The sequence below is a fragment of the Paenibacillus sp. FSL R10-2199 genome, from assembly GCF_038000235.1.
GTDB classification, from domain to species: domain Bacteria; phylum Bacillota; class Bacilli; order Paenibacillales; family Paenibacillaceae; genus Paenibacillus_AQ; species Paenibacillus_AQ phytohabitans.
Genome location: NZ_JBBOBO010000002.1, coordinates 360621 through 384188, shown reverse-complemented (window position 1 = coordinate 384188; position 23568 = coordinate 360621). Strand labels below are relative to the sequence as shown.

Annotated in this window: 16 protein-coding genes; 14 read left to right on the top strand and 2 right to left on the bottom strand. The window is 46.0% G+C overall.

All coding sequences use genetic code 11. The annotated features are described in order from the left end of the window. Position 1: 1 nt before the first annotated feature. The 5 genes from NYE33_RS29730 to NYE33_RS29710 all read left to right on the top strand — a co-directional run bounded on the left by NYE33_RS29730 (position 2) and on the right by NYE33_RS29710 (position 13555). Positions 2-1339: an HlyD family type I secretion periplasmic adaptor subunit gene (locus NYE33_RS29730; RefSeq protein WP_341068952.1), complete on the top strand. Its 1338-nt coding sequence runs from the start codon at positions 2-4 to the stop codon at positions 1337-1339. 18 nt (positions 1340-1357) lie between these two features. Further along, complete coding sequence (locus NYE33_RS29725; protein ID WP_341068950.1) at positions 1358-4207, top strand: hypothetical protein; 2850 nt, start codon at positions 1358-1360, stop codon at positions 4205-4207. Positions 4208-4252: 45 nt separating this feature from the next. Next, complete coding sequence (locus NYE33_RS29720; RefSeq protein WP_340947278.1) at positions 4253-4990, top strand: hypothetical protein; 738 nt, start codon at positions 4253-4255, stop codon at positions 4988-4990. 13 nt (positions 4991-5003) lie between these two features. Then, positions 5004-12704 carry a calcium-binding protein gene (locus NYE33_RS29715; RefSeq protein WP_341068948.1) on the top strand — a complete coding sequence of 2567 codons (7701 nt, stop codon included), beginning with the start codon at positions 5004-5006 and terminating at the stop codon, positions 12702-12704. A 245-nt stretch (positions 12705-12949) separates the two neighbouring features. Beyond that, positions 12950-13555, top strand: a complete 606-nt coding sequence (locus NYE33_RS29710; protein ID WP_340947275.1) for a DUF1349 domain-containing protein — start codon at positions 12950-12952, stop codon at positions 13553-13555. Positions 13556-13592: 37 nt separating this feature from the next. Here the strand turns inward: NYE33_RS29710 and NYE33_RS29705 are convergent, their stop codons facing one another. Further along, positions 13593-14141: a hypothetical protein gene (locus tag NYE33_RS29705; protein WP_340947273.1), complete on the bottom strand. Its 549-nt coding sequence runs from the start codon at positions 14139-14141 to the stop codon at positions 13593-13595. Between the two features lie 118 nt (positions 14142-14259). On the opposite strand from NYE33_RS29705, the gene NYE33_RS29700 reads away from it, so the two are divergent. From NYE33_RS29700 to NYE33_RS29685, 4 genes are all read left to right on the top strand, one after another. Further along, on the top strand, positions 14260-14859 hold the full coding sequence (locus NYE33_RS29700; RefSeq protein ID WP_341068946.1) for a TetR/AcrR family transcriptional regulator: 600 nt from the start codon (positions 14260-14262) through the stop codon (positions 14857-14859). A gap of 168 nt (positions 14860-15027) precedes the next feature. Beyond that, the gene (locus NYE33_RS29695; RefSeq protein ID WP_039307843.1) at positions 15028-15303 is read left to right on the top strand and encodes an HPr family phosphocarrier protein; all 276 of its coding nucleotides are present in this window, start codon (positions 15028-15030) and stop codon (positions 15301-15303) included. Continuing rightward, positions 15296-17008 carry a phosphoenolpyruvate--protein phosphotransferase gene (gene ptsP, locus NYE33_RS29690; protein ID WP_341068945.1) on the top strand — a complete coding sequence of 571 codons (1713 nt, stop codon included), beginning with the start codon at positions 15296-15298 and terminating at the stop codon, positions 17006-17008. The genes NYE33_RS29695 and ptsP overlap by 8 nt, the downstream gene beginning before the upstream one ends. Before the next feature lie 338 nt (positions 17009-17346). Next, positions 17347-18474, top strand: coding sequence for a response regulator (locus NYE33_RS29685; RefSeq protein ID WP_341068943.1), 1128 nt, complete (start codon positions 17347-17349; stop codon positions 18472-18474). A 13-nt stretch (positions 18475-18487) separates the two neighbouring features. Here NYE33_RS29685 and NYE33_RS29680 read toward each other — a convergent pair whose 3' ends face one another. Then, on the bottom strand, positions 18488-18832 hold the full coding sequence (locus NYE33_RS29680; protein ID WP_042135329.1) for a winged helix-turn-helix transcriptional regulator: 345 nt from the start codon (positions 18830-18832) through the stop codon (positions 18488-18490). A 168-nt stretch (positions 18833-19000) separates the two neighbouring features. On the opposite strand from NYE33_RS29680, the gene NYE33_RS29675 reads away from it, so the two are divergent. From NYE33_RS29675 to NYE33_RS29655, 5 genes are all read left to right on the top strand, one after another. Further along, entirely contained in the window at positions 19001-19939 is a 939-nt protein-coding gene (locus NYE33_RS29675; RefSeq protein ID WP_042140941.1) for an aldo/keto reductase family protein, read from the top strand. Between the two features lie 29 nt (positions 19940-19968). Beyond that, on the top strand, positions 19969-20991 hold the full coding sequence (locus tag NYE33_RS29670) for an SDR family oxidoreductase (protein ID WP_042135331.1): 1023 nt from the start codon (positions 19969-19971) through the stop codon (positions 20989-20991). A 177-nt stretch (positions 20992-21168) separates the two neighbouring features. Then, positions 21169-21828 carry a class I SAM-dependent methyltransferase gene (locus NYE33_RS29665; protein ID WP_341068941.1) on the top strand — a complete coding sequence of 220 codons (660 nt, stop codon included), beginning with the start codon at positions 21169-21171 and terminating at the stop codon, positions 21826-21828. A 100-nt stretch (positions 21829-21928) separates the two neighbouring features. Then, positions 21929-22396: a YfbM family protein gene (locus NYE33_RS29660; protein ID WP_042135335.1), complete on the top strand. Its 468-nt coding sequence runs from the start codon at positions 21929-21931 to the stop codon at positions 22394-22396. Between the two features lie 58 nt (positions 22397-22454). Next, positions 22455-23459, top strand: coding sequence for a CapA family protein (locus NYE33_RS29655; protein ID WP_042140942.1), 1005 nt, complete (start codon positions 22455-22457; stop codon positions 23457-23459). The last annotated feature ends 109 nt before the right edge of the window (positions 23460-23568 follow it).

Genomic DNA, 23568 nt, shown 5'->3' with positions numbered 1-23568 from the left:
CATGTTTGGACACAAATCGGATCGGTTAGAATATGAGTTTTTACCTGCAGCAGTGGAAATTGAAGAAACTCCTCCGGCGCCACTTGGACGCTGGCTGATTTGGACGATCATTATTTTATTTGTTATTGTACTGGTTTGGTCATACCTGGGGAAGGTTGATGAAGTAGCGGTGGCCCGTGGAAAAGTCATTCCGGATGGCCGGACCAAGGTGCTGCAGCCACTTGAAGGGGGAACTATCAAGGAAGTTATGGTAACCGAAGGGGAACATGTAGAGAAAGGGCAACTGCTTATTGAACTCGATTCTACGACTTCTGAGGCGGATATTCAGGAGATGGTCAAGCAACTATATGTAGCCAAGCTGCAAAAGGCGATGCTGGAAGCAGAACTTGCAGGCAAAGCATTTGATGGGATAGAACAGGGAGAAACTCCCCTGGCGGGTTCTGCTGTTGATGAAGAGGAAGTGTTGCAAGTGCAGATGCAACTGCGTGAGGCAAGGGATGAGGAGTTTGACAGTAAGATTAAAGCAGCGGAACTCGTTGTATCCCAGACCCGGCAGGAGCTTCATTTGGAACAGTCCGCGCTGGAGTTAGCCAACAAAGACTATGCGCTCGCCTTGATGAAGTCACAAAACGGTGGAGATGAGAACTTCACGGAAAGTGCGGATCTTCTCCAGGCAGATAATGATTTGAATAAAACATTACTAGAGATAGATTCCCAGGAAAAGAAAATTGCCAAAGCAGAGGATGCTCTGGCTGAGGCTGAAGAGAACGTTATCTCCATTCAGAAGCAGCGCAACAGAACTGTTCTGGATGAACTTGTAGAAAATGAAAAGACCTTGTATACTCTCGAGTCCGAACTCACCAAAGCAGAAAAGCGCTTTGAACTACAGCAGTTAGCTTCACCAGTAGATGGAACTGTGCACGGGCTGTCTTCTTTTACCATTGGTGGTGTGGTGACTTCAGGGGAGGACGTCATCTCGATTGTACCGGACGATACGCCTCTAATTATAGAAGCAACTATCGCCAATCAGGATATTGGATTTATTAAAAAGGGTCAGGCTGCCAATGTGAAGGTAGATACTTTTCCCTTTCAGAAATACGGCTACCTGCAAGGTGAAATTATCTATGTGAGTCCGGATGCCTTTGAAGATGAGAAGCTTGGACCTGTTTTCAAAGCTAAGCTCAAAGTGATGTCTGCGGAGACATCTTCCGGGAATCAGATCCGTTTGAGTCCAGGGATGTCTGTATCCGTAGAGGCAAAGACAGGGCAAAGACGAATCATTGATTTCTTCCTGTCACCACTCAAAAAAGTTGCTGAAGAGAGCTTCACGCTAAGATAACAACAAAGGGGAAGTACGATGAAGAAGCAATTTGCAACCAGTATCCTATTAAGCATGCTTATCACTCTATTGTTCTGGCCGGGGGCCTTGTCTGCTCAAAGTAAGAATGTGGTAGCCGGTACTGTGGGGAAAGTAAGTGTTAACAAAAATAGTTCAATCGAGATTATCGAACCTTACTTAGTGCAGTGGGGCAAGAATAATGTGCTGTCTTTCAAGGTTCGGCTATTTAACGGAGGCGGAGCCCCTCTGGATTTGTTGAGATATGGAATCACTGTGAAGACAAATGCCGGAAATCCGGGGAATGCCATTCAGGTTAAAGAATCTCAGACAAATACAAAGGTATTGCCGCAATCCAGCAGAGACTTCACTTTCTACGCAACAGTTCCTAATCAGACGCAGCTTACCAGCGTGCAATTTGATGTGAAGGAGTGGAACATTGCTTATGCGGGCTTCAGTAAGTCGATGGGTACAATTAAGATACCAAGTAATTATTCGAATACTGTAGCATCTGGTGACAGCAAAATATCAGTGCTGCAGAATAATCAAATCCGGATATCACTCAGTGATTTCTTTAGTTATGAAACCGCAAATGACCGGATGTACACTCTGACACTTCTTGAAGAGAGCTGGGGAACACAGCCGGTTGAGCTTCCTAAATACAGCTATTGGCTGCAAGCAGAATCAGGTGACCTTTATCCGCTTCAGACTGATGGCAGTGATGACAGTACATTGAACCCTAAGGAAAAAGCTGCTGTTGATTTGTATGCGACCATTCCCAAGGCATCCAAAGCCAAAAACTTCAAATTACTCCTGACTACGACAGAAAACAGTCTGAATTTGACACTTCATGCTTTTAAGCTGGCACAAGCCAGAGCTTGGACATCAGTTCCTGTAAACATGGAGAAGGGACATTATATCAGACCCGATGAAGATCAATTCTCTCTGCAAGTAGACCCGCTATACATAACCGAAACCGATTTGCCTCAAATGGATGTAGGAACAACAATCATACTTAAAAATAATAATAAACTCAGTGTCGTTACACCGAGTCTGGCTTATTTCGTTGAAGTAAACCATATTACCTATGTGCTGACTCCAAGCGATACTACAGCTGAGAAAACACTGGAAGCTCTTGAACAACTAAAAATATCTCTTTCTGCGGATATGCCTAAATCGTTAAGCAAATACAATATGAGCCTGATTATTGCCAAAGTACTGAGCGGTGATGAACATCCAGTGTATAAACCACTATTAAAAATACCGCTTAACAAAGCCGCAGAAGTAGAACAAACCAAAGTAGATAGTATTACCAAGACGGCACTCAAAGACGGTTCACCGTATTCAATAAGTGTGAGTAACGTCATGGGGTATATGGACGGGAAATACCAAATAGTCGAAGGTACGATTACTCTCACAAATGATGGTCAGCAAAAAATTGAATTACCAGAGTTTAAACTTAAGGGTTCTGTAGACCAGAAATACAGCTATGAAGGAACTTTAACAGATACTCAAACGGTGAATGGTTTAAGTCCGCAAGATCAGATGAGCCAGACTTTTCAAATACAGCTTCCTAAGAACGCAGGACTGCAGGATTTTAAACTGTCATTGGAAGAACCTTTTTTACAGGGGAATGATAAGTTGTATCGGCCCGTTGCCTCATTTAGTCTTCAGGGATTACAGAATTCGCAGATGACAGCGAAGGATTGGGTGTATTTCTCAACAAAGGACGGGGATTTCAAAATTAAAAGGATATCAACTTACCGTCTGCCTGTAGACGGGGAAGATGCAGTTGTGACTGAATTTGAATTATATAGCAGCTCCCGTCAAAACGAAACGTTACCTGAATTTAAGGCAGCTTATACTGTGAATCATACTTCCATAGAGGCCCAGCCGCTCGTGTTGGATAAAGTAATCAGTACTTCACCGGATACCGCAATCTCCTTGCAGGTGATCGGGAAAGTACCGTATTCAATGAGCACAGGTGAGGTGAATATGCTGCTCCAAGTAAATGAAGATGGGGCAGAACGGAGCATTGGTCAATTTCTGATTGATAGTATGGATACAGTACCAGAATATGATGCTAATGATACCTATTCCCTGAAGATCGCTGGCCGAGAATCAGAAACACAATTGTATAAAGTTCTGGTGTATCCCGGAATGAGTGAAGATCTGGTGGAAGTACAGATGATTCAGAGGAATAATAACAAAAGAACCTTAGTTCATAATCCCTTATATGGTTACTTTCAGAGCAAGGATGGAAGCTATTACCCTCTGGATTATGAAACAAATGCTGAACAGAATGTGAAGTATGGAAGTGTGTCCATTCAATCATTAGCTGGCAAAGTGCCTAAGGGTACAAATCTGGCGGATTTAAAACTGCTCTTTGGTCTAGCGATCAATGATAAAGAAGTCGCCGGAACCAGCGGTAATGCAGACGCCTTTGTCAGACCTGCGTTTTTCACATTAGTAGAGGATACGGGAACTGCAGCTGCTGGGCTTATCGGTATGAATGTGGGTCCTTATAGTCTGGATATCTCGAATACGCAGACCAAACTGGTCTCTGGTTACAACGGAACAATGGAATTTACGGCAAGCTTAACGAAACAACTGTCGTTTGACTCATTTGATACAGAACACAAAATCATCATTCAATTAGAAAATGCCGGAGAGATCATCACAACGAAAGAATACGGATTAAATACGGCGGAAGATACAAGCAGCTTCACTGTTCTCTCCAGAAAATACAAGATAGAGGGTATTTCAACAAACCTCACCACACCTTCTCTACAAGTGAAGGTGTACCTGAGCTATAAGGGGGAGAAGAAACTGATCGGGGAACAGGTGGTGGGGGTGAGTTTTGTGAAATAATGATTTTTGAGGGGGAAATATTTTTGTGAATTGGGGAGAAGCACTATGAGTAAAAAAAAAGTGATTATTATCATAGGATCATTAATATTATTTTTTTATATAATTAATCCTTATTTTTGGTTAGCAACTATGTTTATATTGGATCGACCCATTGGTCAAAGTTCTCTAATTCGTCAAACTCAGACGTATTTGAAAGAAAAGTACAATCAAGAATTCAAAGTGATTTATATGAGAGAAAATGGCCTTAAAGGGGAATATGCTGGACGTATTTACTCTGAAGAAACGGGGCTTTATTTTAGCGTTAGTGGACATGAATTGAAAAATGGATTGAAGTTACAGGATGATTATAGATTGAAGCTTTGGGCGAAACCTGTATTAGAGGATTATCTATCCTATGCTTATGCTTATGAAATTCGCTTTGAGGCACCTAATTTATTTAATCATAATTGGAATAGAAGCTCTCCAGACGATATCTTTTTAAAAAGGGGGGAGAATTTAACATTACAATTAACTATTGTTTTTAATGATGCAGATGAGAAAATAAAGAGCAAAAATGATTATTTCAAGCTAATCAAAAAAATAAAAGAATTAGAGATATCTGATGTACTTATAGTTTCATATCATATCACCAGTTATATAGATGAAAAAAAAATGTATTCTGAACCATTAGGCAATTTAGCTTCTACAAATGAAGAGAATATTGATGAAATTTGTCGTATCTCTAACTTACCCCAAGTTAAAACGCTAAAAGATATTGAACTTGATTGTACTTCATCTAATTAGGAGGACGTAAAAAATGTCTCAATTATCAGATTATCAATTCATGGAATTATGTCGATTAATCTATCAGAAAGATTATAAGCTTAACAAAGATCAAACTATAACAATGGATGAGTTTCGAGGAGTTCCTTCATCAAAATGGAAAGTACTTTCTATTACTGATGGTGTATACTTCACAGGAGCTTCTTTCGGACTTATGCGGGATGGGAAATTAACAGGAGATGTGATACTGGCTTGCAAAGGTACAGATGAAAAAAGAGATTGGCTTGAAAATCTCAATCTAAAATGGCTTACTGGAGAATATGAAAGTGCAATTCAATTATTGAATACGACTACTGCTATATTAAAGAGTGAGGTATCGGGAGGAAAGCTTGGAACTTATACTTTAAATTATGCTGGACATTCTCTAGGCGGTAAACTGGCACAGCAATTGTTTATAGATAGTTATGAAGAAAGAGGTACATTTACAGATGTACGTAGAAGTGATCTGGGGAGAACTGTACTATTTAATGCTGCTCCTACTCAGGGAAGGGGTAAAGATCTTCTTTCTATACCATATACTGACTATAATATAACGAATTATATTACTGAAGGAGAGGTTCTGAATTCGGTACTCCCTTCTGTACCTAATGATCCACCATATGGCCTTGGTTTTTTACCTTTTTCAACGCATTATGGAAAGAAAGTATATTTACCTTATAGTCGTGAGGTTAATAATGCTGTAGATCCAATTACTAAGCATAACGCATTTGATTCTTTTAAATATTATTTTGATGATAATGGTAATTATGATTCAAAATATATTTATGGTACTGATGTTAATGATTATATTGAAGGACGAGCAACTAACGATACTATTGTCGGCGGAGCTGGTAATGATATCTTAAAAGGTGGTGATGGATCGGATACATACAAGTTTTTTGCTGGAAATGGACAAGATACTATTAATGAAATAAGAGATAGTAAAAATACGATAGATAAATTGATTATCTATGGTCATTCTTATGACAGCATGAGAGTTGTATTCCTGTCTGGTCAAGGTATATCCTCAATGAATAGAAAGATTAAGATTGTTTTTGAAGGATCGACAGATAGTATAACCTTACAATATAGTTATAGCTCTAATGACCTTGTGGGGTGTGTTGAAAAAGTATCTCTTGCAGATATAAGTACGAACGAGATTATAAAAACAATAGATATGAAAGAGCTAATTACAGGTGTTCTTGAAAATTACTCACCTAAATTTAATGTAAGAAATGGCTTAGACGCTCTATTCGACAGTCTATATAACCCCCAAAAAGCTTATATTGAGCCGGTTATTTTAGATTTGGATGGAAATGCTAATAATAATACAGTGGGTATTGATGATGGCGGAGTTCATTTTGATCACGGTGGAGATGGATTTGCTGAAAAAACAGGATGGGTTAATCCTGAAGACGGCCTGCTAGTAAGAGATATCAATCAGGATGGAATTATTAATAATGGTTCTGAGTTATTTGGACAATACACGCAACTGCGTGATGGTTCACTTGCTGAGAGTGGTTTTGAAGCATTACTAGATTTGGATGGAAATGGTGACGGAATTATTAATGAGCTAGATACTGCATTCAAACAGCTTAGGATATGGCAAGATGACAATGCAGATGGAATTACTGGTCAGGGTGAGTTAATAACGTTAAATGAAAGAGGAATTACAGCTTTTAATCTAGTTGATCATGGAAATCTAGAATGGCCAGACGGAACGACTGGAAATATTGAGGTTGGACAAGCAACTTACGGTACAAGTGACCAAACTTACCACCCAATGATTGAGTACAGTCTAAAAATAGCACCTTACGATACGGTGGCAAATGAATGGTTGGAAGAGCCAGAGGCCATTCAATTGGTGCCCGATGTGGCTGGCAGTGGGCTTTTATATACTTTCCATCAAACGATGATGAGAGATACAAGTGGACAACTTAAACTCTGGATACAACAATTTCAGACGGAAACAGATTTGTCGGTTCGTAATAACCTGCTTGATCGAATGATCTATAAGTGGACTGGTGCAGATCAGGTGGAACCTGATAGTCGTGGAGGGATTGTTGACGCACAGAAGCTGGTTGTTATCGAGAAGTATTATGGTGTTAGCCAACCTGGGTATGTTCCACCCGGTGATACTGCCGGGACAATTCTAGAATTTTATAACGATATTAAAGAAAATGTATATGCCCAGTTAATGGCACAGACCCATCTGGCATTTCTTTATGATGAAGTATCTATTGTATGGGGAAATGATAAGTTTGTTGTGGATTTGTCGGGAGTGCAGACTCGGCTGCAGTCTTCCTTACTAGGTGGAAGTAGTTTAGCCAAGCTACAACTGGGAGAGTTCATGCGCACGGCCAAACAATTGTATAATGCGGATGCTATTGGACTGAGTAAGTTTGGAAACTATTTTTCGAGTCAAAATATTGAATGGGCCTGGATCGTAGAATCGAATTTAAAGAGCAGCATTATGGGTACTTCCCAAGGGGAACTATTAACAGGGACAGCATGGGACGATGCAATCTCCGGTGGCGATGGAAATGATATTCTCCATGGGAATAAAGGAAACGATGCGCTATTCGGTGGTCTTGGCAATGATACTTATATGATCGGCAAAGATAGCGGGACCGTTCAAATCTATGAAGAAGATGCTACAGCAGGGAATACAGACAAAATACTGCTTGGTGAAGGCATTTTACCAGATAACGTGAAGTTGAGCAGAGATCAATATGACCTGGTAGTATCTATTGATAATAGTGTTAACAAGATAAATGTCAGGAACTTTTTCAAGAGCGAGAAGCAAAGAATTGAAAGTATTGTATTTGCCAACGGGAACATCTGGGATGTTGACTACATATTAAATCATGCGTTCACTGAAACTAATGGAACAGATCAACTGGATACTTTCTATGGAACATCAAATAACGATAAATATAGAGCAGGTGCTGGTGACGACACCGCTTTTGGAGGAGCGGGCCACGATACCCTAATGGGTGAAGCGGGCAATGATTATCTCGCCGGGCAATCCGGCAATGACACGTTAGATGGTGGAACAGGTAATGATTATCTTGATGGTGGAATCGGCAACGACACCTACATATTCGGCAAAGGATACGGCAGCGACACTATTATAGACAGTGATTCTACGGAAGGTAATTACGATCGTGTGCTATTTAATGCTGGCTTGTTGCCTAATGAAATAACCATCGTACGCAACGGAACTAACCTGGAACTGGTCGTTACAGGGACTAGTGACAAACTAAAGATTATCAATTATTTCGGAGCCACTAGTAGTGTTGTTGAAGCGCTAAGTTTCTCTGATGGAACGGTGTGGGATTACAACTATGTCTTGAATAATGCTATAACTCCTGCGGTGGGAGCGGCAGGAGTTACGTTAACAGGTACGAGTGGAAATGATGTTTTGCAGGGTGGAGTGGGGAATGACAAGTTGTATGGTGGAAGCGGAAACGATGTGCTCGACGGCGGGGCTGGAGATGACAAACTGTACGGGGATCGATTGAGTTCAAGTTCACCATATAATAGTAACGGAAACGATACGTACGTGTTTGGGAAAGGTTACGGACAGGATACAATCTACGATGTTGATACTGTAAGCGGCTATGTTGATACAATCCAAATGCTGGTGAATCCAGAGGAAGTAGATGTGCTGCAGGACAACATGGATCTAATGATCCGAATTAAAGAGACGGGCGAAAAGATTCGGGTAAACTCTTACTTTAGTGGCACGAAATATAAAATAGAACAAGTAAAGTTCGCAGACGGAACGATGTGGACTCAACTTCAGCTGGAATCAAAAGTGATTACGGAGGGAACCGAGGGCCATGACGTCCTGTATGGAGTGGATGGCTATGTGGACTGGATGCGAGGATTGGCAGGGAATGACATCTTGTATGCGGGAAGCGGAAACGACGTGCTGGACGGAGGCAGTGGGGATGACATGTTGTACGGGGATCGATTGAGTTCAAATTCACCATATAATAGTAACGGAAACGATACGTACGTGTTTGGGAAAGGGTACGGACAAGATACAGTCTACGATGTTGATAGTTCAAGTAATGTAGACACGATCCAAATGCTAGTGAATCCAGAGGAAGTGGATGTGCTGCAGGACAACATGGATCTAATGATCCGAATTAAAGAGACAGGTGAGAAGATTCGGGTAAACTCCTACTTTAACAGTTCATACTACAAAATAGAACGGGTTACGTTCGCAGACGGAACAGTGTGGACTCAAACCCAATTGGAATCAAAAGTGATAACAGAGGGGACGATAGGTGACGATAGTTTGAGAGGAGTGGATGGCTATGTGGACTGGATGCAGGGTTTGGCAGGAAATGACAAGCTGTATGCGGGAAGCGGAAACGATGTGCTCGACGGCGGGGCTGGAGATGACAAACTGTACGGGGATCGATTGAGTTCAAATTCACCATATAATAGTAACGGAAACGATACGTACGTGTTTGGGAAAGGGTACGGACAGGATACAATCTACGATGTTGATACTGTAAGCGGCTATGTTGATACAATCCAAATGCTGGTGAATCCAGAGGAAGTAGATGTGCTGCAGGACAACATGGATCTAATGATCCGAATTAAAGAGACGGGCGAAAAGATTCGGGTAAACTCTTACTTTAGTGGCACGAAATATAAAATAGAACAAGTAAAGTTCGCAGACGGAACGATGTGGACTCAACTTCAGCTGGAATCAAAAGTGATTACGGAGGGAACCGAGGGCCATGACGTCCTGTATGGAGTGGATGGCTATGTGGACTGGATGCGAGGATTGGCAGGGAATGACATCTTGTATGCGGGAAGCGGAAACGACGTGCTGGACGGAGGCAGTGGGGATGACATGTTGTACGGGGATCGATTGAGTTCAAATTCACCATATAATAGTAACGGAAACGATACGTACGTGTTTGGGAAAGGGTACGGACAAGATACAGTCTACGATGTTGATAGTTCAAGTAATGTAGACACGATCCAAATGCTAGTGAATCCAGAGGAAGTGGATGTGCTGCAGGACAACATGGATCTAATGATCCGAATTAAAGAGACAGGTGAGAAGATTCGGGTAAACTCCTACTTTAACAGTTCATACTACAAAATAGAACGGGTTACGTTCGCAGACGGAACAGTGTGGACTCAAACCCAATTGGAATCAAAAGTGATAACAGAGGGGACGATAGGTGACGATAGTTTGAGAGGAGTGGATGGCTATGTGGACTGGATGCAGGGTTTGGCAGGAAATGACAAGCTGTATGCGGGAAGCGGAAACGATGTGCTCGACGGCGGGGCTGGAGATGACAAACTGTACGGGGATCGATTGAGTTCAAATTCACCATATAATAGTAACGGAAACGATACGTACGTGTTTGGGAAAGGGTACGGACAGGATACAATCTACGATGTTGATACTGTAAGCGGCTATGTTGATACAATCCAAATGCTGGTGAATCCAGAGGAAGTAGACGTGCTGCAGGACAACATGGATCTAATGATCCGAATTAAAGAGACGGGCGAAAAGATTCGGGTAAACTCTTACTTTAGTGGCACGAAATATAAAATAGAACAAGTAAAGTTCGCAGACGGAACGATGTGGACTCAACTTCAGCTGGAATCAAAAGTGATTACGGAGGGAACCGAGGGCCATGACGTCCTGTATGGAGTGGATGGCTATGTGGACTGGATGCGAGGATTGGCAGGGAATGACATCTTGTATGCGGGAAGCGGAAACGACGTGCTGGACGGAGGCAGCGGGGATGACATGTTGTACGGGGATCGATTGAGTTCAAATTCACCATATAATAGTAACGGAAACGATACGTACGTGTTTGGGAAAGGGTACGGACAAGATACAGTCTACGATGTTGATAGTTCAAGTAATGTAGACACGATCCAAATGCTAGTGAATCCAGAGGAAGTGGATGTGCTGCAGGACAACATGGATCTAATGATCCGAATTAAAGAGACAGGTGAGAAGATTCGGGTAAACTCCTACTTTAACAGTTCATACTACAAAATAGAACGGGTTACGTTCGCAGACGGAACAGTGTGGACTCAAACCCAATTGGAATCAAAAGTGATAACAGAGGGGACGATAGGTGACGATAGTTTGAGAGGAGTGGATGGCTATGTGGACTGGATGCAGGGTTTGGCAGGAAATGACAAGCTGTATGCGGGAAGCGGAAACGATGTGCTCGACGGCGGGGCTGGAGATGACAAACTGTACGGGGATCGATTGAGTTCAAATTCACCATATAATAGTAACGGAAACGATACGTACGTGTTTGGGAAAGGGTACGGACAGGATACAATCTACGATGTTGATACTGTAAGCGGCTATGTTGATACAATCCAAATGCTGGTGAATCCAGAGGAAGTAGACGTGCTGCAGGACAACATGGATCTAATGATCCGAATTAAAGAGACGGGCGAAAAGATTCGGGTAAACTCTTACTTTAGTGGCACGAAATATAAAATAGAACAAGTAAAGTTCGCAGACGGAACGATGTGGACTCAACTTCAGCTGGAATCAAAAGTGATTACGGAGGGAACCGAGGGCCATGACGTCCTGTATGGAGTGGATGGCTATGTGGACTGGATGCGAGGATTGGCAGGGAATGACATCTTGTATGCGGGAAGCGGAAACGACGTGCTGGACGGAGGCAGCGGGGATGACATGTTGTACGGGGATCGATTGAGTTCAAATTCACCATATAATAGTAACGGAAACGATACGTACGTGTTTGGGAAAGGGTACGGACAAGATACAGTCTACGATGTTGATAGTTCAAGTAATGTAGACACGATCCAAATGCTAGTGAATCCAGAGGAAGTGGATGTGCTGCAGGACAACATGGATCTAATGATCCGAATTAAAGAGACAGGTGAGAAGATTCGGGTAAACTCCTACTTTAACAGTTCATACTACAAAATAGAACGGGTTACGTTCGCAGACGGAACAGTGTGGACTCAAACCCAATTGGAATCAAAAGTGATAACAGAGGGGACGATAGGTGACGATAGTTTGAGAGGAGTGGATGGCTATGTGGACTGGATGCAGGGTTTGGCAGGAAATGACAAGCTGTATGCGGGAAGCGGAAACGATGTGCTCGACGGCGGGGCTGGAGATGACAAACTGTACGGGGATCGATTGAGTTCAAATTCACCATATAATAGTAACGGAAACGATACGTACGTGTTTGGGAAAGGGTACGGACAGGATACAATCTACGATGTTGATAGTTCAAGTAATGTAGACACGATCCAAATGCTCGTTGGTCCAGAGGAAGTGGATGTGATGCAGGACAACATGGACCTGATGATTCGGATCAAAGAGACAGGAGAAAAGATCCGGGTGAACTCCTATTTTACGAGTTCATATTACAAAGTGGAACGTGTTACGTTCGCAGATGGAACGTATTGGACCCAAACCCAGCTTGAGTTCAATGTAATTACGCAAGCTGCTGCAAAGAATGCTAACCTTTTGAAAAATAATTCATACAATGTGGAAGCAGCTAGTCAAGCAGCAATTTCGGCTCAAACTGAACAGCTCATCCAAGCGATGTCAACGTTCTCGGCCACTTCCGATATGGATACGTCGCAATTTGCAAGTGAAAAAAGATATACTGAGCTTCCAGTATTAACGGAATCTTGGACGAAAATATAAATCATCTTTTGAATTAACAGTTTTCTACTCCGTTCAAAATGAAATTTTGAACGGAGCAGGTCCTAATTGTAAATTGATTTATAATGCATTGTATAAAGACTAAAGGTCAGCCATGATCCAATACGATCATGGCTGGCCTTTTCATACTGCCGAAATATAGTTTTGAGATGAATTACCATTTTTGCTATAGTAAGAGAATGCGTTTGCAATAAATAAGAATTATCCAAAAATGGGAGGAATAATGAATGACATTAGCGGATTTCAATACTTACAAGTGGATGAATGAGGGGAACATCAGGTTTGAGGATGATGCTATTATATTAGAAGCCACTGCTAACAGCGACTTTTTCTGCAACAACGGTGCTATAGCCGAAGAAGGGCTTACCCCTGAGAGTCTGACCAATGCGCCTTTCTTCTATACAGAAGTGTCCGGTGATTTCGTGCTGCGGGTGAAGGTTAGTCATGACTTCCGGGATACCTACGATTCCTCTTCCATTATGGTGATGCAGGACCTGACGGTCTGGGCCAAAGCCTGCTTTGAGCTGACAGATTTCGATACCCACGCTGTAGTCAGTGTAGTGACGAACCAGACCTCGGATGATGCAAACGGCTGTAATATCGACGGCAATGAGGTATGGCTGCAGGCCGCCAGATCCGGTAATGCCTTCGCTTTTCATTATTCGACAGATGGTGTAAGGTTTGATATGATGCGCTTCTTTAACCTACCGGTGGGAGAAACGATCAAAGTAGGATTATTGGCACAAGCCCCTACAGGCGAAGGCGGAGAGCGAATCTACCGGAATTTCACACTGGAGAACCGGACGGTCAAAAATATAAGAGCGGGTGAATAAGCCGTGAATAAGCTGTAACGAAGGTCTGGAAAATGTTTCAGCGTGCGCTGCCCTTTATCTGTCTGGGCCAGATGAAATAGGTAACGGTGATGATCAAGTCAATGCCGACTACAACGGACCATACCGTCAGAATGCTTAACAGCGCTTCCGTGCGGGCGGGATCGTCAATCCAGACGATGAGTCCATATAGAATGCCTGCGGCGAGCGCAAAAGAGAGCAGATGCTTCACCCAGCCTTTGAAATAATGGCGGGCATGCTCCATACCGTACCGTTTGACCGGCTGTGCCCCTTGCCTGGTGACATAGTAGCGGAAGCGTTCGTCGGCCCAGGCGATCATGCTTTTGCCGAACACGATGGATACTGAGATATACACAGCCGCAAGCGCATGCGCTGTCGTAGCGGAAGCTCCCCCGGCCAGATCCACACCGGAGATGACTAACAGAATAATATCCAGCACCGGAGTCAGCGCCAGGAGTATCAGGCCCAGCGTGTTGCGCTTGAAAATATATCGTGCCGTGAAACCGGCAAGAATGACCACCCAGAATAATACTTCGCACGTAACAATTGCCCACGCTACCAGATTCATAATGCACCTCTTGTCAGGATTATTTGTGGTAATAACGGAAGTATAGCAGTGAATTTTAAACAATACAACCGTATTATTTAAATTGTGTTTCGTATTCTGCTTATGCTACAATATGGGCATGCCAAAAATAGTAGATCATTCAGAGCGAAAATCGAATATTGCAGAAGCGACCTGGCGTGTCATTATCCATCAGGGAATCAAAGGGGCAACTGTGCGTAATATTGCTGCTGAGGCGGGTGTGTCTCTGGGAGCGCTGCGCCATTATTTCACCACCCAGCATGAATTGCTGGTGTTTGCCATGAATCTGGTGAAGGAACGTGTCACTGCACGGATCGTGGACATCATGCAGACAGACCTTCCACCCAGGGAACAGGTTGCCAGGGTGCTGCTGGAGCTGCTTCCCACGGACGACGGCAGCATGGCGGAAATGGAGGTATGGTTCGCGTTTATCTTCCATCTCAAGTCCGCCGGGGAACATAACGATGAGCGTCATGACGCTATCTATCCCCTGGTCATCCAGCTGATTGATTATCTGGACCAGCATGAGCTGCTCCGGCAGGAGCTGGATAAGGACAGTGAAGCTGAGCGGCTGTATGCCGTGGTCGACGGACTGGCCCTGCACGCCATGCTGGAGCCTGAACGGCTGAATTCACAGCGGATGATCCGGGTGCTGAACGTTCATCTGGATTCTATTTGTAACAGCGGAGAGGCACAGTAATTTGCTATATTGCTAGAGTTATGTTATAAAAAGTAGTGTATATTTTTCGGGTTGTTACTGTTAAATCAGGCAAAACCGCTACCTTATCAAAGGTGTGGTTTTGCCTTTTCTTGTTTATTCTGCAGTAATAGCTGAAACCAAAAACTATAAAGAGAGTTGGAGAGAAGCATGCAAACAACATTCAGAATTATCGACGAAGACGGAATTCACGCACGTCCGGCCACGGCGCTGGTCAATACAGCTACCAAGTTTAAGGACACTGAAGCCTTTGCTGAAGCAAAGGGTAAGAAAGTTACTTTGAAATCCATTCTAGGTGTATTGTCACTCGGACTGGAAAGCGGCGATACCCTGACCCTGATCACTGAAGGCGGCCAGGAAGCAGAAGCCCTTGGCGCACTTCAGGATGTAATGATTAAAGAGGGCTTGGGCGAGCTCAATGATTAAGATTTCAGGCATCGCGGCTTCTGCAGGTATTGCTGTTGCTAAAGCGTTTATCCTGAAGCATCCGGACTACACGATCACGAAGACCGCCATAAGCGATGTGGAGCTTGAGATTGTCCGGCTGGAGAGCGCCCTGGAGATATCCAAGGGTGAATTGGCGCGGATTAAGTCGCGTACACTGGCAGAGCTGGGAGAGAAGAAAGCAGAGATTTTCGAATCCCATCTGCTGATTCTGGAAGATCCGGAGCTGATCAGCCCGGTGATGGACAAAATCCGTGAGGAAGCTGTTAACGCGGATTATGCGCTGCAGGAGGTCGCTAACCAGTTCATCGAAATGTTCGAGAATATGAAAAGCACCTATCTGCAGGAACGTGCTGCCGACATGCGTGATGTAACCAAGCGTGTGCTGAACCATCTGCTGGGAATTTCCTATGTCAGCCCGGCGGAAATCAGCGAAGAGGTTATTGTAATTGCTGAGGATCTGACGCCTTCAGATACAGCACAGCTTAACCGTAAATATGTAAAAGGCTTCACTACCAATATCGGCGGACGTACCTCGCACTCGGCAATTATGGCCCGTTCCTTGGAAATACCGGCAGTCGTTGGAACAAAGCATGTAATGTCTGAGGTGAAAGCCGGAGACCTTATCATTGTAGACGGGTTAAGCGGAGATTTGCTGGTGAATCCCGGCGAAGCTGAAGTAGCCTTGTACATAGCCAAGCAGAAGGAGTACGACCTGCAGATCGCAGAATGGAAAAAGCTCCGCGAAGAGCCTACGGTATCCGCAGACGGCAAGCATGTAGAGCTGGCAGCCAATATCGGTACGCCGAATGATGTTGCAGGCGTCATTGACAATGGTGGCGAAGGTGTAGGCTTATACCGCACAGAGTTCCTATACATGGGCCGCGACAAGCTGCCTTCCGAGGAAATTCAGTATAATGCCTACCGCACCGTGCTTGAGAATATGCAAGGCAAGCCGGTTGTTGTCCGTACACTGGATATCGGCGGCGACAAGGAGCTGCCATACCTGGAGCTTCCGAAGGAAATGAATCCCTTCCTCGGGTTCCGCGCGATCCGGCTCTGTTTGGACCGCCAGGATATCTTCCGTACCCAGCTGCGTGCTTTGCTGAGAGCCAGTGTGCATGGCGATCTGCGCATCATGTTCCCGATGATTGCCACTCTGGGTGAATTCCGTGCAGCCCGTGATCTGCTGCTGGAAGAGAAGGCTAAGCTGCGTGAAGAAGGCAAGGCAGTATCGGATCAGATTCAGCTGGGTATCATGGTTGAGATTCCTTCTACTGCGGTACTCGCAGACCAGTTCGCGAAGGAAGTGGATTTCTTCAGTATTGGGACGAACGATCTGATTCAATATACTATGGCTGCTGACCGGATGAATGAACGGGTCTCCTACCTGTACCAGCCGTACAATCCGGCCATCCTGCGTCTGATCAAGAATGTAATTGATGCTGCTCATGCAGAGGGCAAATGGACGGGAATGTGCGGCGAAATGGCCGGAGATGCCACAGCTATTCCGCTGCTGCTGGGTCTGGGCCTCGATGAATTCAGTATGAGTGCAACCTCCATCCTGCCGGCACGCAGCCAGATTGCCAAGCTGTCCGCGGCGGAGATGAAGGAGCTGGCTGCCAAGGCACTGCAGCTGGGTACTGCGGAAGAAGTCGCTGCACTGGTGCAGGCTATTAAGTATTAAGTATTTTCTCCGGATGATGCTGTTCGTTTTTGAATCCACTTTTTCCAGTTCATTGTTGCCGGCATTCTCTTAGTGGAATGCCGGTTTTTTTCTGTTCAGACAGGATATGAAATCAATGATTTACAGCCTTATTTGCGCATGATAAAATGTTTATAAATCACAAAATATTCAAATTCGCAATGAAATACATCATATAGATTGGCTGTTCATTAACCGGGTGTCCTCTAAGTGCCGTTTGCTGAGGGCACCCTTTTTCTTGGATTTCTTAGCTGTCTGCCAGACATCACAGCTCATTTCATTGGGCTATCCGTATTCGTGAAGCACACTGGAGGATTAGGATGATAAGAGCGGTAATTATCGATGATGAAAAACCGGCACTGGATGTGCTCCATTACCTGCTGCAAAAGGATGGACGGGTAGAGGTTGTCGGGGCATTTCAAAGGCCTAAGGAGGCACTGGAGCAAATACGGGTGCTGCAGCCGGATATTGTGTTCCTGGATATGGAGATGCCGGTGATGAACGGTGTGGATCTCGCGGGAATACTGCTGGAGAGCTTCAGGGATCTGGAGGTTATTTTTGTGACTGCACATGATTCGTATGCCGTGGAAGCCTTTCGGATTGAAGCCCTGGATTATTTGCTTAAGCCGCCGACACCTGTGCAGCTTGACCGGGCAGTAACACGCTATCAGAAGAAACGGCGGCTGTACGGAGAACAGATGATGCCGCTTAAGCAGGCAAGGATTGTCAGCTTCGGGGGGTTCGATGTGCTGAATGCGGGCGGCCGGGAGGATACGGTCAAATGGAGAACCTATAAGTCCAAGGAACTGATGTCCTTCCTGTTTCTGAAAGGGCCGGCTTACGTTCCCAAAGGCCAGATTATTCAGGCGCTATGGCCGGAGTGCAGTGACGTGCAGGCTAACTCCAATCTGCATACCACAATCTACAAAATGAAGACTGCACTCAAAAAAGCGGGAATCCATGTGGAAATTCATTTCAAGGGCGGGAGCTACCGGATGGAGATTGCCGGTGCTGCCGGGGATTTATGGGAATTTGAGGATTTTGCCAGGTCGAATCCTCCCTTGACCCCGCTTAGGGTACCCAAATATGAATATATCTTGGAGCTGTATCAAGGTGAGCTGTTCGCGGATGATGATTATTTATGGAGCAGCTCGAAGAGAGCGGAGATGCTCGGATTCTACGTGATGCTGTCGAAGAGGCTGTGCAGATACTTTATCGCGGAGGGACGGTTGGAGGAGGCTATGCACCGGGTTCATCTGCTGCTGGATAAATCACCGCTTGATGAAGAGGCGCATGAGCTGCTGATGGGAATTTATTTCCGCCAAAAAGACCGGATCAGCCTGATCCGGCATTATCATGCGATGAAGGAACTGCTAAACTATGAGCTGGGGCTTGAGCCGAAAGAATCGGTAAGGCAGCTGTACAGTGAAATGCTCTCTAAACAATAGCTATGGGCTGGGCTCAGGTCCATTTGGCGGACCACAGCTTCATTTCATGAAGGATCTGATGCAGATCCGCACCTTTGGGGGTCAGTGTATATTCCACAGTAACCGGAACGGTCGGGTAGACGCAGCGTTCCAGTACACCATGATCTTCAAGATGTCTCAGGGTGCTGGTCAGCGCACGCGGGCTGATGCCTTCGATATTGCGCTGCAGCTCGCCGAAGCGTTTCGTGCCGCCCTGCAGCTCTCTCAGCACCAGGAAAGCCCATTTTCCGGCTAGTACCTCCAATGTTTTTTCTATGTTGCATTCAATAGAGACGGGATTCTTAGGGATGTAATTACTGGCAGAATTGGCTGCTTTCAAGGGATTTCCTCCTGTTCCAAGGCACTATACCAGAGTATAGCAACTATACTGGATGACATATAATAAACTATTTTTCACTTCTTTCTATTATATACAATCTGTTCTAGAATGAACATGTGTATGGAGCAACCGGTTAACAGGGCCGGATTCAGAGAGGAGCAAGGATTCATGAAATACCGCAGATTAGGTGGAACCGGACTTAAAGTCAGTGAGATCAGCCTGGGAAGCTGGTTGACCTACGGAGGATATGTAGAACAGGACAATGCCGTTAGAGCCATTGAAACCGCTTACTCCCTGGGTGTTAATTTTTTTGATACGGCTAATGTGTATGAGAAAGGGGCAGCGGAAAAAGTGCTGGGTGCTACCTTGAGCAGCTATCCGCGTGAATCCTATGTGCTGGCGACCAAAGTATACGGCGTAATGGGTGACGGTCCCAATGACCGCGGCCTGTCCCGTAAGCATATTACCGAGCAATGTCATGCCAGCCTGAAACGGCTGGGTGCTGAATATGTGGATCTGCTGTATTGCCACCGGTATGATCCGGAAACGCCCATTGAAGAGACGCTGCGGGCGCTGGATGATCTGGTCCGGCAGGGCAAGGTACTCTATGTAGGCGTAAGTGAATGGACTGCGGCGCAGATGGCCGAGGCCCTTGCGGTTGCCGACCGGTATCTGCTGGATCATATCGTGGTCAACCAGCCGATCTACAATATGTTCGAACGTTATATCGAGAAAGAGATTATTCCGCTGGGCCTGCGCAAAGGGATCGGACAAGTCGTATTCTCGCCGCTGGCCCAGGGGCTGCTGACCGGCAAATACAGCTCGGTCTCCGATATTCCGGAGGATAGCCGGGCCGCTAAGCTCGACTGGATGCGTAAAGGAATCACGGAGGAAAAAATCGCCAAGGTTCAGGAGCTGGGCACGATTGCCGCTGAGCTGGATATTTCTGTAGGTAATCTGGCGCTGGCCTGGATTCTGCGTCAGCCTAATGTAGCTAGTGCCCTGGTTGGCGCCAGCCGTCCGGAGCAGGTGGAAGAGAACGTGAAGGCTTCGGGTATCGAGCTCACCGGGGATGTATTAACACGGATTGAAGAAATTATCGGCTAAATTACCGGCTAAGAGAGGAAGGATGCAGGATGAAGGTTCTATTTATCGGAGGTACAGGACTCATCAGCCAGGCCGTATCCCGGCTGGCAGTGGAACGGGGAATAGAACTTTATCTGTTCAACCGTGGAGAGCGGAGCAGCTTCGTGCCGCAAGGCGCGCAGGTGATTCAGGGTGATATCCGCGATAAGGAGAAGTCGGCCGAGGCGCTGAAGGATTACGAATTCGATGTGGTGGTGGACTGGATTGCCTTCACACCGGAGCATGTACAGACGGATATTGCCTTATTTACCGGAAAAACAAAGCAATACATCTATATCAGCTCCGCTTCCGCTTATCAAAAGCCGCAGCGTAATTATCTCATTACTGAGGAAACGCCGCTGGTGAATCCGTACTGGCAGTACTCCAGGGATAAGATTGCCTCTGAACAGCTGCTGCTGGAGGCGTATCAGAACAGCGGCTTCCCGGTTACGATTGTCCGTCCATCCCATACTTATGGAGACACGGCCATTCCGGCGGCACTGACCAGCTGGAGTAATCCATGGTCGCTGGTGGAACGCATCCGCAAAGGCCAGCCGCTTGTTATTCACGGCGACGGCACCTCCCTATGGACGCTGACGCATAATTCCGATTTTGCCAAAGGGTTCGTCGGGCTGCTGGGTCACCCGGAGGCGATCGGGGAAGCGATTCATATTACCTCTGACGAAGTGCTGAACTGGAATCAGATCTATGCTGCTATCGGCGAGGCCGCAGGCAGAGAACCGAAGGTTGTGCATATCTCTACCGACTTCATCGCTGCGAACACACCGCCGGGGACGGCGGATGGGCTGATTGGGGATCAGGCAGTGAGCAGCGTGTTCGACAACAGCAAGATCAAACGCCTTGTTCCTGATTTCGAAGCAACCGTCCCCTTCGCCGGAGGGGTGAAGCGCTCGGTCGCTTGGTTCGAAGCTCATCCTGAATGTTGCACGGTGGATCAGGATTGGTCCAAGATGCTGGACGGACTGATTGCGAGGCATGGAGTGGATGCGAAGCTGATCACGTATTACGTTTAATGAGGGAAGAATAGTATCAGCTATGATTTAATAGTAGAAACAGGTGCCGTCCTTAAAGGGAGGGTGCCTGTTTTTTTGTGCAGGAGCGGCGGGTCCGTTATTCCGGGTATAGCATGAAATACGGATTCGTGAATATACTCTCACTACCGAAATCCCCTCATAAAAGGAGTCCTGGTCATGCCGACACATCCATATGTCTCCCGTTTTTTTGTGAATACCGATGTACGCCGTGAGAAGCTGATTTATGATTTGCCGGAATCCTGGTGGAGCCGTCCCTATGAATACGAATGGTGCACCAACTTTATTTCACCGCATGATGTGGTGCTGGATGCCGCCTGCGGAATATCCCACCCGCTTAAATTCTACCTTGCCGGCTATAGCGCAGAGGTCTTCGCCTGTGATATTGATGCCCGGATTCTGTCACGGGAAGCGATTATGCAGGGTATTGCCGATGATATCGGAGAATTGGCAGCCCAGCAGGTGCAGGCCAGAAGAACGAACCGGCTGCATCTGACCCAGGCGGATCTTACCGCACTGCCGTATGAAGATGAGAGCTTCGATACGATTTTTTGCATCTCGGTACTGGAGCATCTGTCCGTGCAGGATTCTGTGCTTGCGGTGCGGGAATTTCACAGGACTCTTAATGGAGAAGGTCTGCTCGTGCTGACCTTTGATTATCCGACCGTGAACCTGCCGCGGATGAATGAGATTCTGCTCCAGGCCGGATTTCAGTATTGGGGCGAGACAGATTTCAATCTTCCTGCAGATGCGGTGCATACCGATCAGTGGGGTGGCCTGAACTGCTTCCGGGCGGTGCTCAAGAAGGCGCAGGGTTAGTCCCAGCGTAGAACGGTAGAGGTATAATCCCCATCATTTGGTTGTTTCCTTCCGGTATAGTAGAATAGGCACAAGACGGAAGAGAGAAGGAGACAACTTCATGGGGATGATTGGTAACTACATCACTGTAACTGCGGAGCTGCTTCAGGCCATCCGGGATGAAGAGATCAGTCTGCACGGAATCGAACCGAAGCTGGATATCGATAAGGCCTGGCAGGCGCTGCACTATACACTAAGAGGCGGGGGTACAGAGGAAGATTCAGCCCTTGGAGCAGTTGTGCCAATGAATGGCCAGCATTATGCCGGCCACTATTCCGATGCCGAGGTATTTGTGATGGAGCCGGAACAGGTGAAAGAAACCGCTGCCGCCCTGGAGGGAATAGAAGAGTCGTATATGCGGGAACGGTATCAATTCCGGCAGATGCTGGACGAAGGGGTTTATCCGCTGGTGGATGATGATGAACCGGAAGAGTTTTTTGACTATATGTATACGTATTTCACGGCTATGAAAGAGTTCTACCGGACCGCAAGCGCTGATCAAGCGTATGTAGTATTCTATATCTCATAACCCATTTGAATTTGTGGAAAAGGAGCCAGACAACTTGCGCAGATACGCCATTATAATTATGATTCTGCTCCTATTAGTACCGGCTGCGGGTCTCAGTGCCGAAGGGGCTGCTCCGCAGGACAAGATTCAGCTTGCTTTTGCCGGAGATATTCTGCTGGACGGTTTTGTCGGCGAGCAGATTGCCAAATACGGGGTCAATTTCCCGTTCGTCAAAGTGGCGCCAGTGCTGAAGAAGGCCGATCTGGCTTTTGCCAATCTGGAGACACCGGTCTCGGTGCGGGGAGACGCCGCCGAGAAAATGTTTGCCTTCCGCTCCAAGCCGGCAGCATTGGCCGGACTGAGCTACGCCGGAATTGACGGAGTATCGCTGGCGAATAATCATATTCTGGATTATGGACAAACCGCCATGCTCGACACGCTGATCCATCTGGACAGAAATAAGATCGGACACACCGGGGCAGGCGCGAATATACAAGAGGCTTTTAAACCTTACATTAAGACGGTCAAAGGCAAGCGGATCGCCATGCTGGGCGTAAGCCGGGTATTGTCTGACCCTTCCTGGTATGCAGGCAAGAACAGTCCGGGTGCAGCTTCCGCCTATACAGCGGAGCCTCTGCTGAGTGCGATTAAGCAATCAGCCAAGGACAACGATTATACCATTGTCTATATTCACTGGAATCAGGAGTTCAAGGACTACCCTGAACAGTATGCCCGGACTCTGGCGAAACAGATGATCGACAGCGGGGCAGATATTATCCTCGGAGCGCACAGCCATTGTCTGATGGGGATCGAATATTACAAGCATAAGCCGATCTACTATTCGCTGGGCAATTTCGTGTTCAACCGCTCTACACGGGGCGGGGACAAGACGCTGCATTCGATGCTGGTCAACTTCACGGTCAGCAATTCCGGGGTGACGAGCAGTATTACTCCGGTCAAAATCATTGGCGGACAGCCCAATTTCATGGGTGAAGCCTATAACAAAGAGACCTACAAGCTGCTGAATGAGCTCTCCTTCAATGCGAAGATCACAGCGGGCGGAGCGGTCAGCGAGAAGCTCTGAAGCAACAGGGAGAGCTGAGGATATACTTCAAAAGCCCGGAGAAGCAGACTCTTCTTCGGGCTATTTGCATTGGAGCCAAGTCATATTCATTTTGTGCTATTCATTATTA

What these genes read in the sequence shown, in the direction of transcription:
- NYE33_RS29705 (WP_340947273.1), bottom strand. Translation starts at nt 14,141, where the DNA reads ATGAATCTGGTAGCGTGGGCAATTGTTACGTGCGAAGTATTATTCTGG.
- NYE33_RS29675 (WP_042140941.1), top strand. Translation starts at nt 19,001, where the DNA reads ATGAAATACCGCAGATTAGGTGGAACCGGACTTAAAGTCAGTGAGATC.
- NYE33_RS29660 (WP_042135335.1), top strand. Translation starts at nt 21,929, where the DNA reads ATGGGGATGATTGGTAACTACATCACTGTAACTGCGGAGCTGCTTCAG.
- NYE33_RS29720 (WP_340947278.1), top strand. Translation starts at nt 4,253, where the DNA reads ATGAGTAAAAAAAAAGTGATTATTATCATAGGATCATTAATATTATTT.
- NYE33_RS29665 (WP_341068941.1), top strand. Translation starts at nt 21,169, where the DNA reads ATGCCGACACATCCATATGTCTCCCGTTTTTTTGTGAATACCGATGTA.
- NYE33_RS29700 (WP_341068946.1), top strand. Translation starts at nt 14,260, where the DNA reads ATGCCAAAAATAGTAGATCATTCAGAGCGAAAATCGAATATTGCAGAA.
- NYE33_RS29710 (WP_340947275.1), top strand. Translation starts at nt 12,950, where the DNA reads ATGACATTAGCGGATTTCAATACTTACAAGTGGATGAATGAGGGGAAC.
- NYE33_RS29715 (WP_341068948.1), top strand. Translation starts at nt 5,004, where the DNA reads ATGTCTCAATTATCAGATTATCAATTCATGGAATTATGTCGATTAATC.
- NYE33_RS29655 (WP_042140942.1), top strand. Translation starts at nt 22,455, where the DNA reads ATGATTCTGCTCCTATTAGTACCGGCTGCGGGTCTCAGTGCCGAAGGG.
- ptsP (WP_341068945.1), top strand. Translation starts at nt 15,296, where the DNA reads ATGATTAAGATTTCAGGCATCGCGGCTTCTGCAGGTATTGCTGTTGCT.
- NYE33_RS29670 (WP_042135331.1), top strand. Translation starts at nt 19,969, where the DNA reads ATGAAGGTTCTATTTATCGGAGGTACAGGACTCATCAGCCAGGCCGTA.
- NYE33_RS29685 (WP_341068943.1), top strand. Translation starts at nt 17,347, where the DNA reads ATGATAAGAGCGGTAATTATCGATGATGAAAAACCGGCACTGGATGTG.
- NYE33_RS29695 (WP_039307843.1), top strand. Translation starts at nt 15,028, where the DNA reads ATGCAAACAACATTCAGAATTATCGACGAAGACGGAATTCACGCACGT.
- NYE33_RS29725 (WP_341068950.1), top strand. Translation starts at nt 1,358, where the DNA reads ATGAAGAAGCAATTTGCAACCAGTATCCTATTAAGCATGCTTATCACT.
- NYE33_RS29730 (WP_341068952.1), top strand. Translation starts at nt 2, where the DNA reads ATGTTTGGACACAAATCGGATCGGTTAGAATATGAGTTTTTACCTGCA.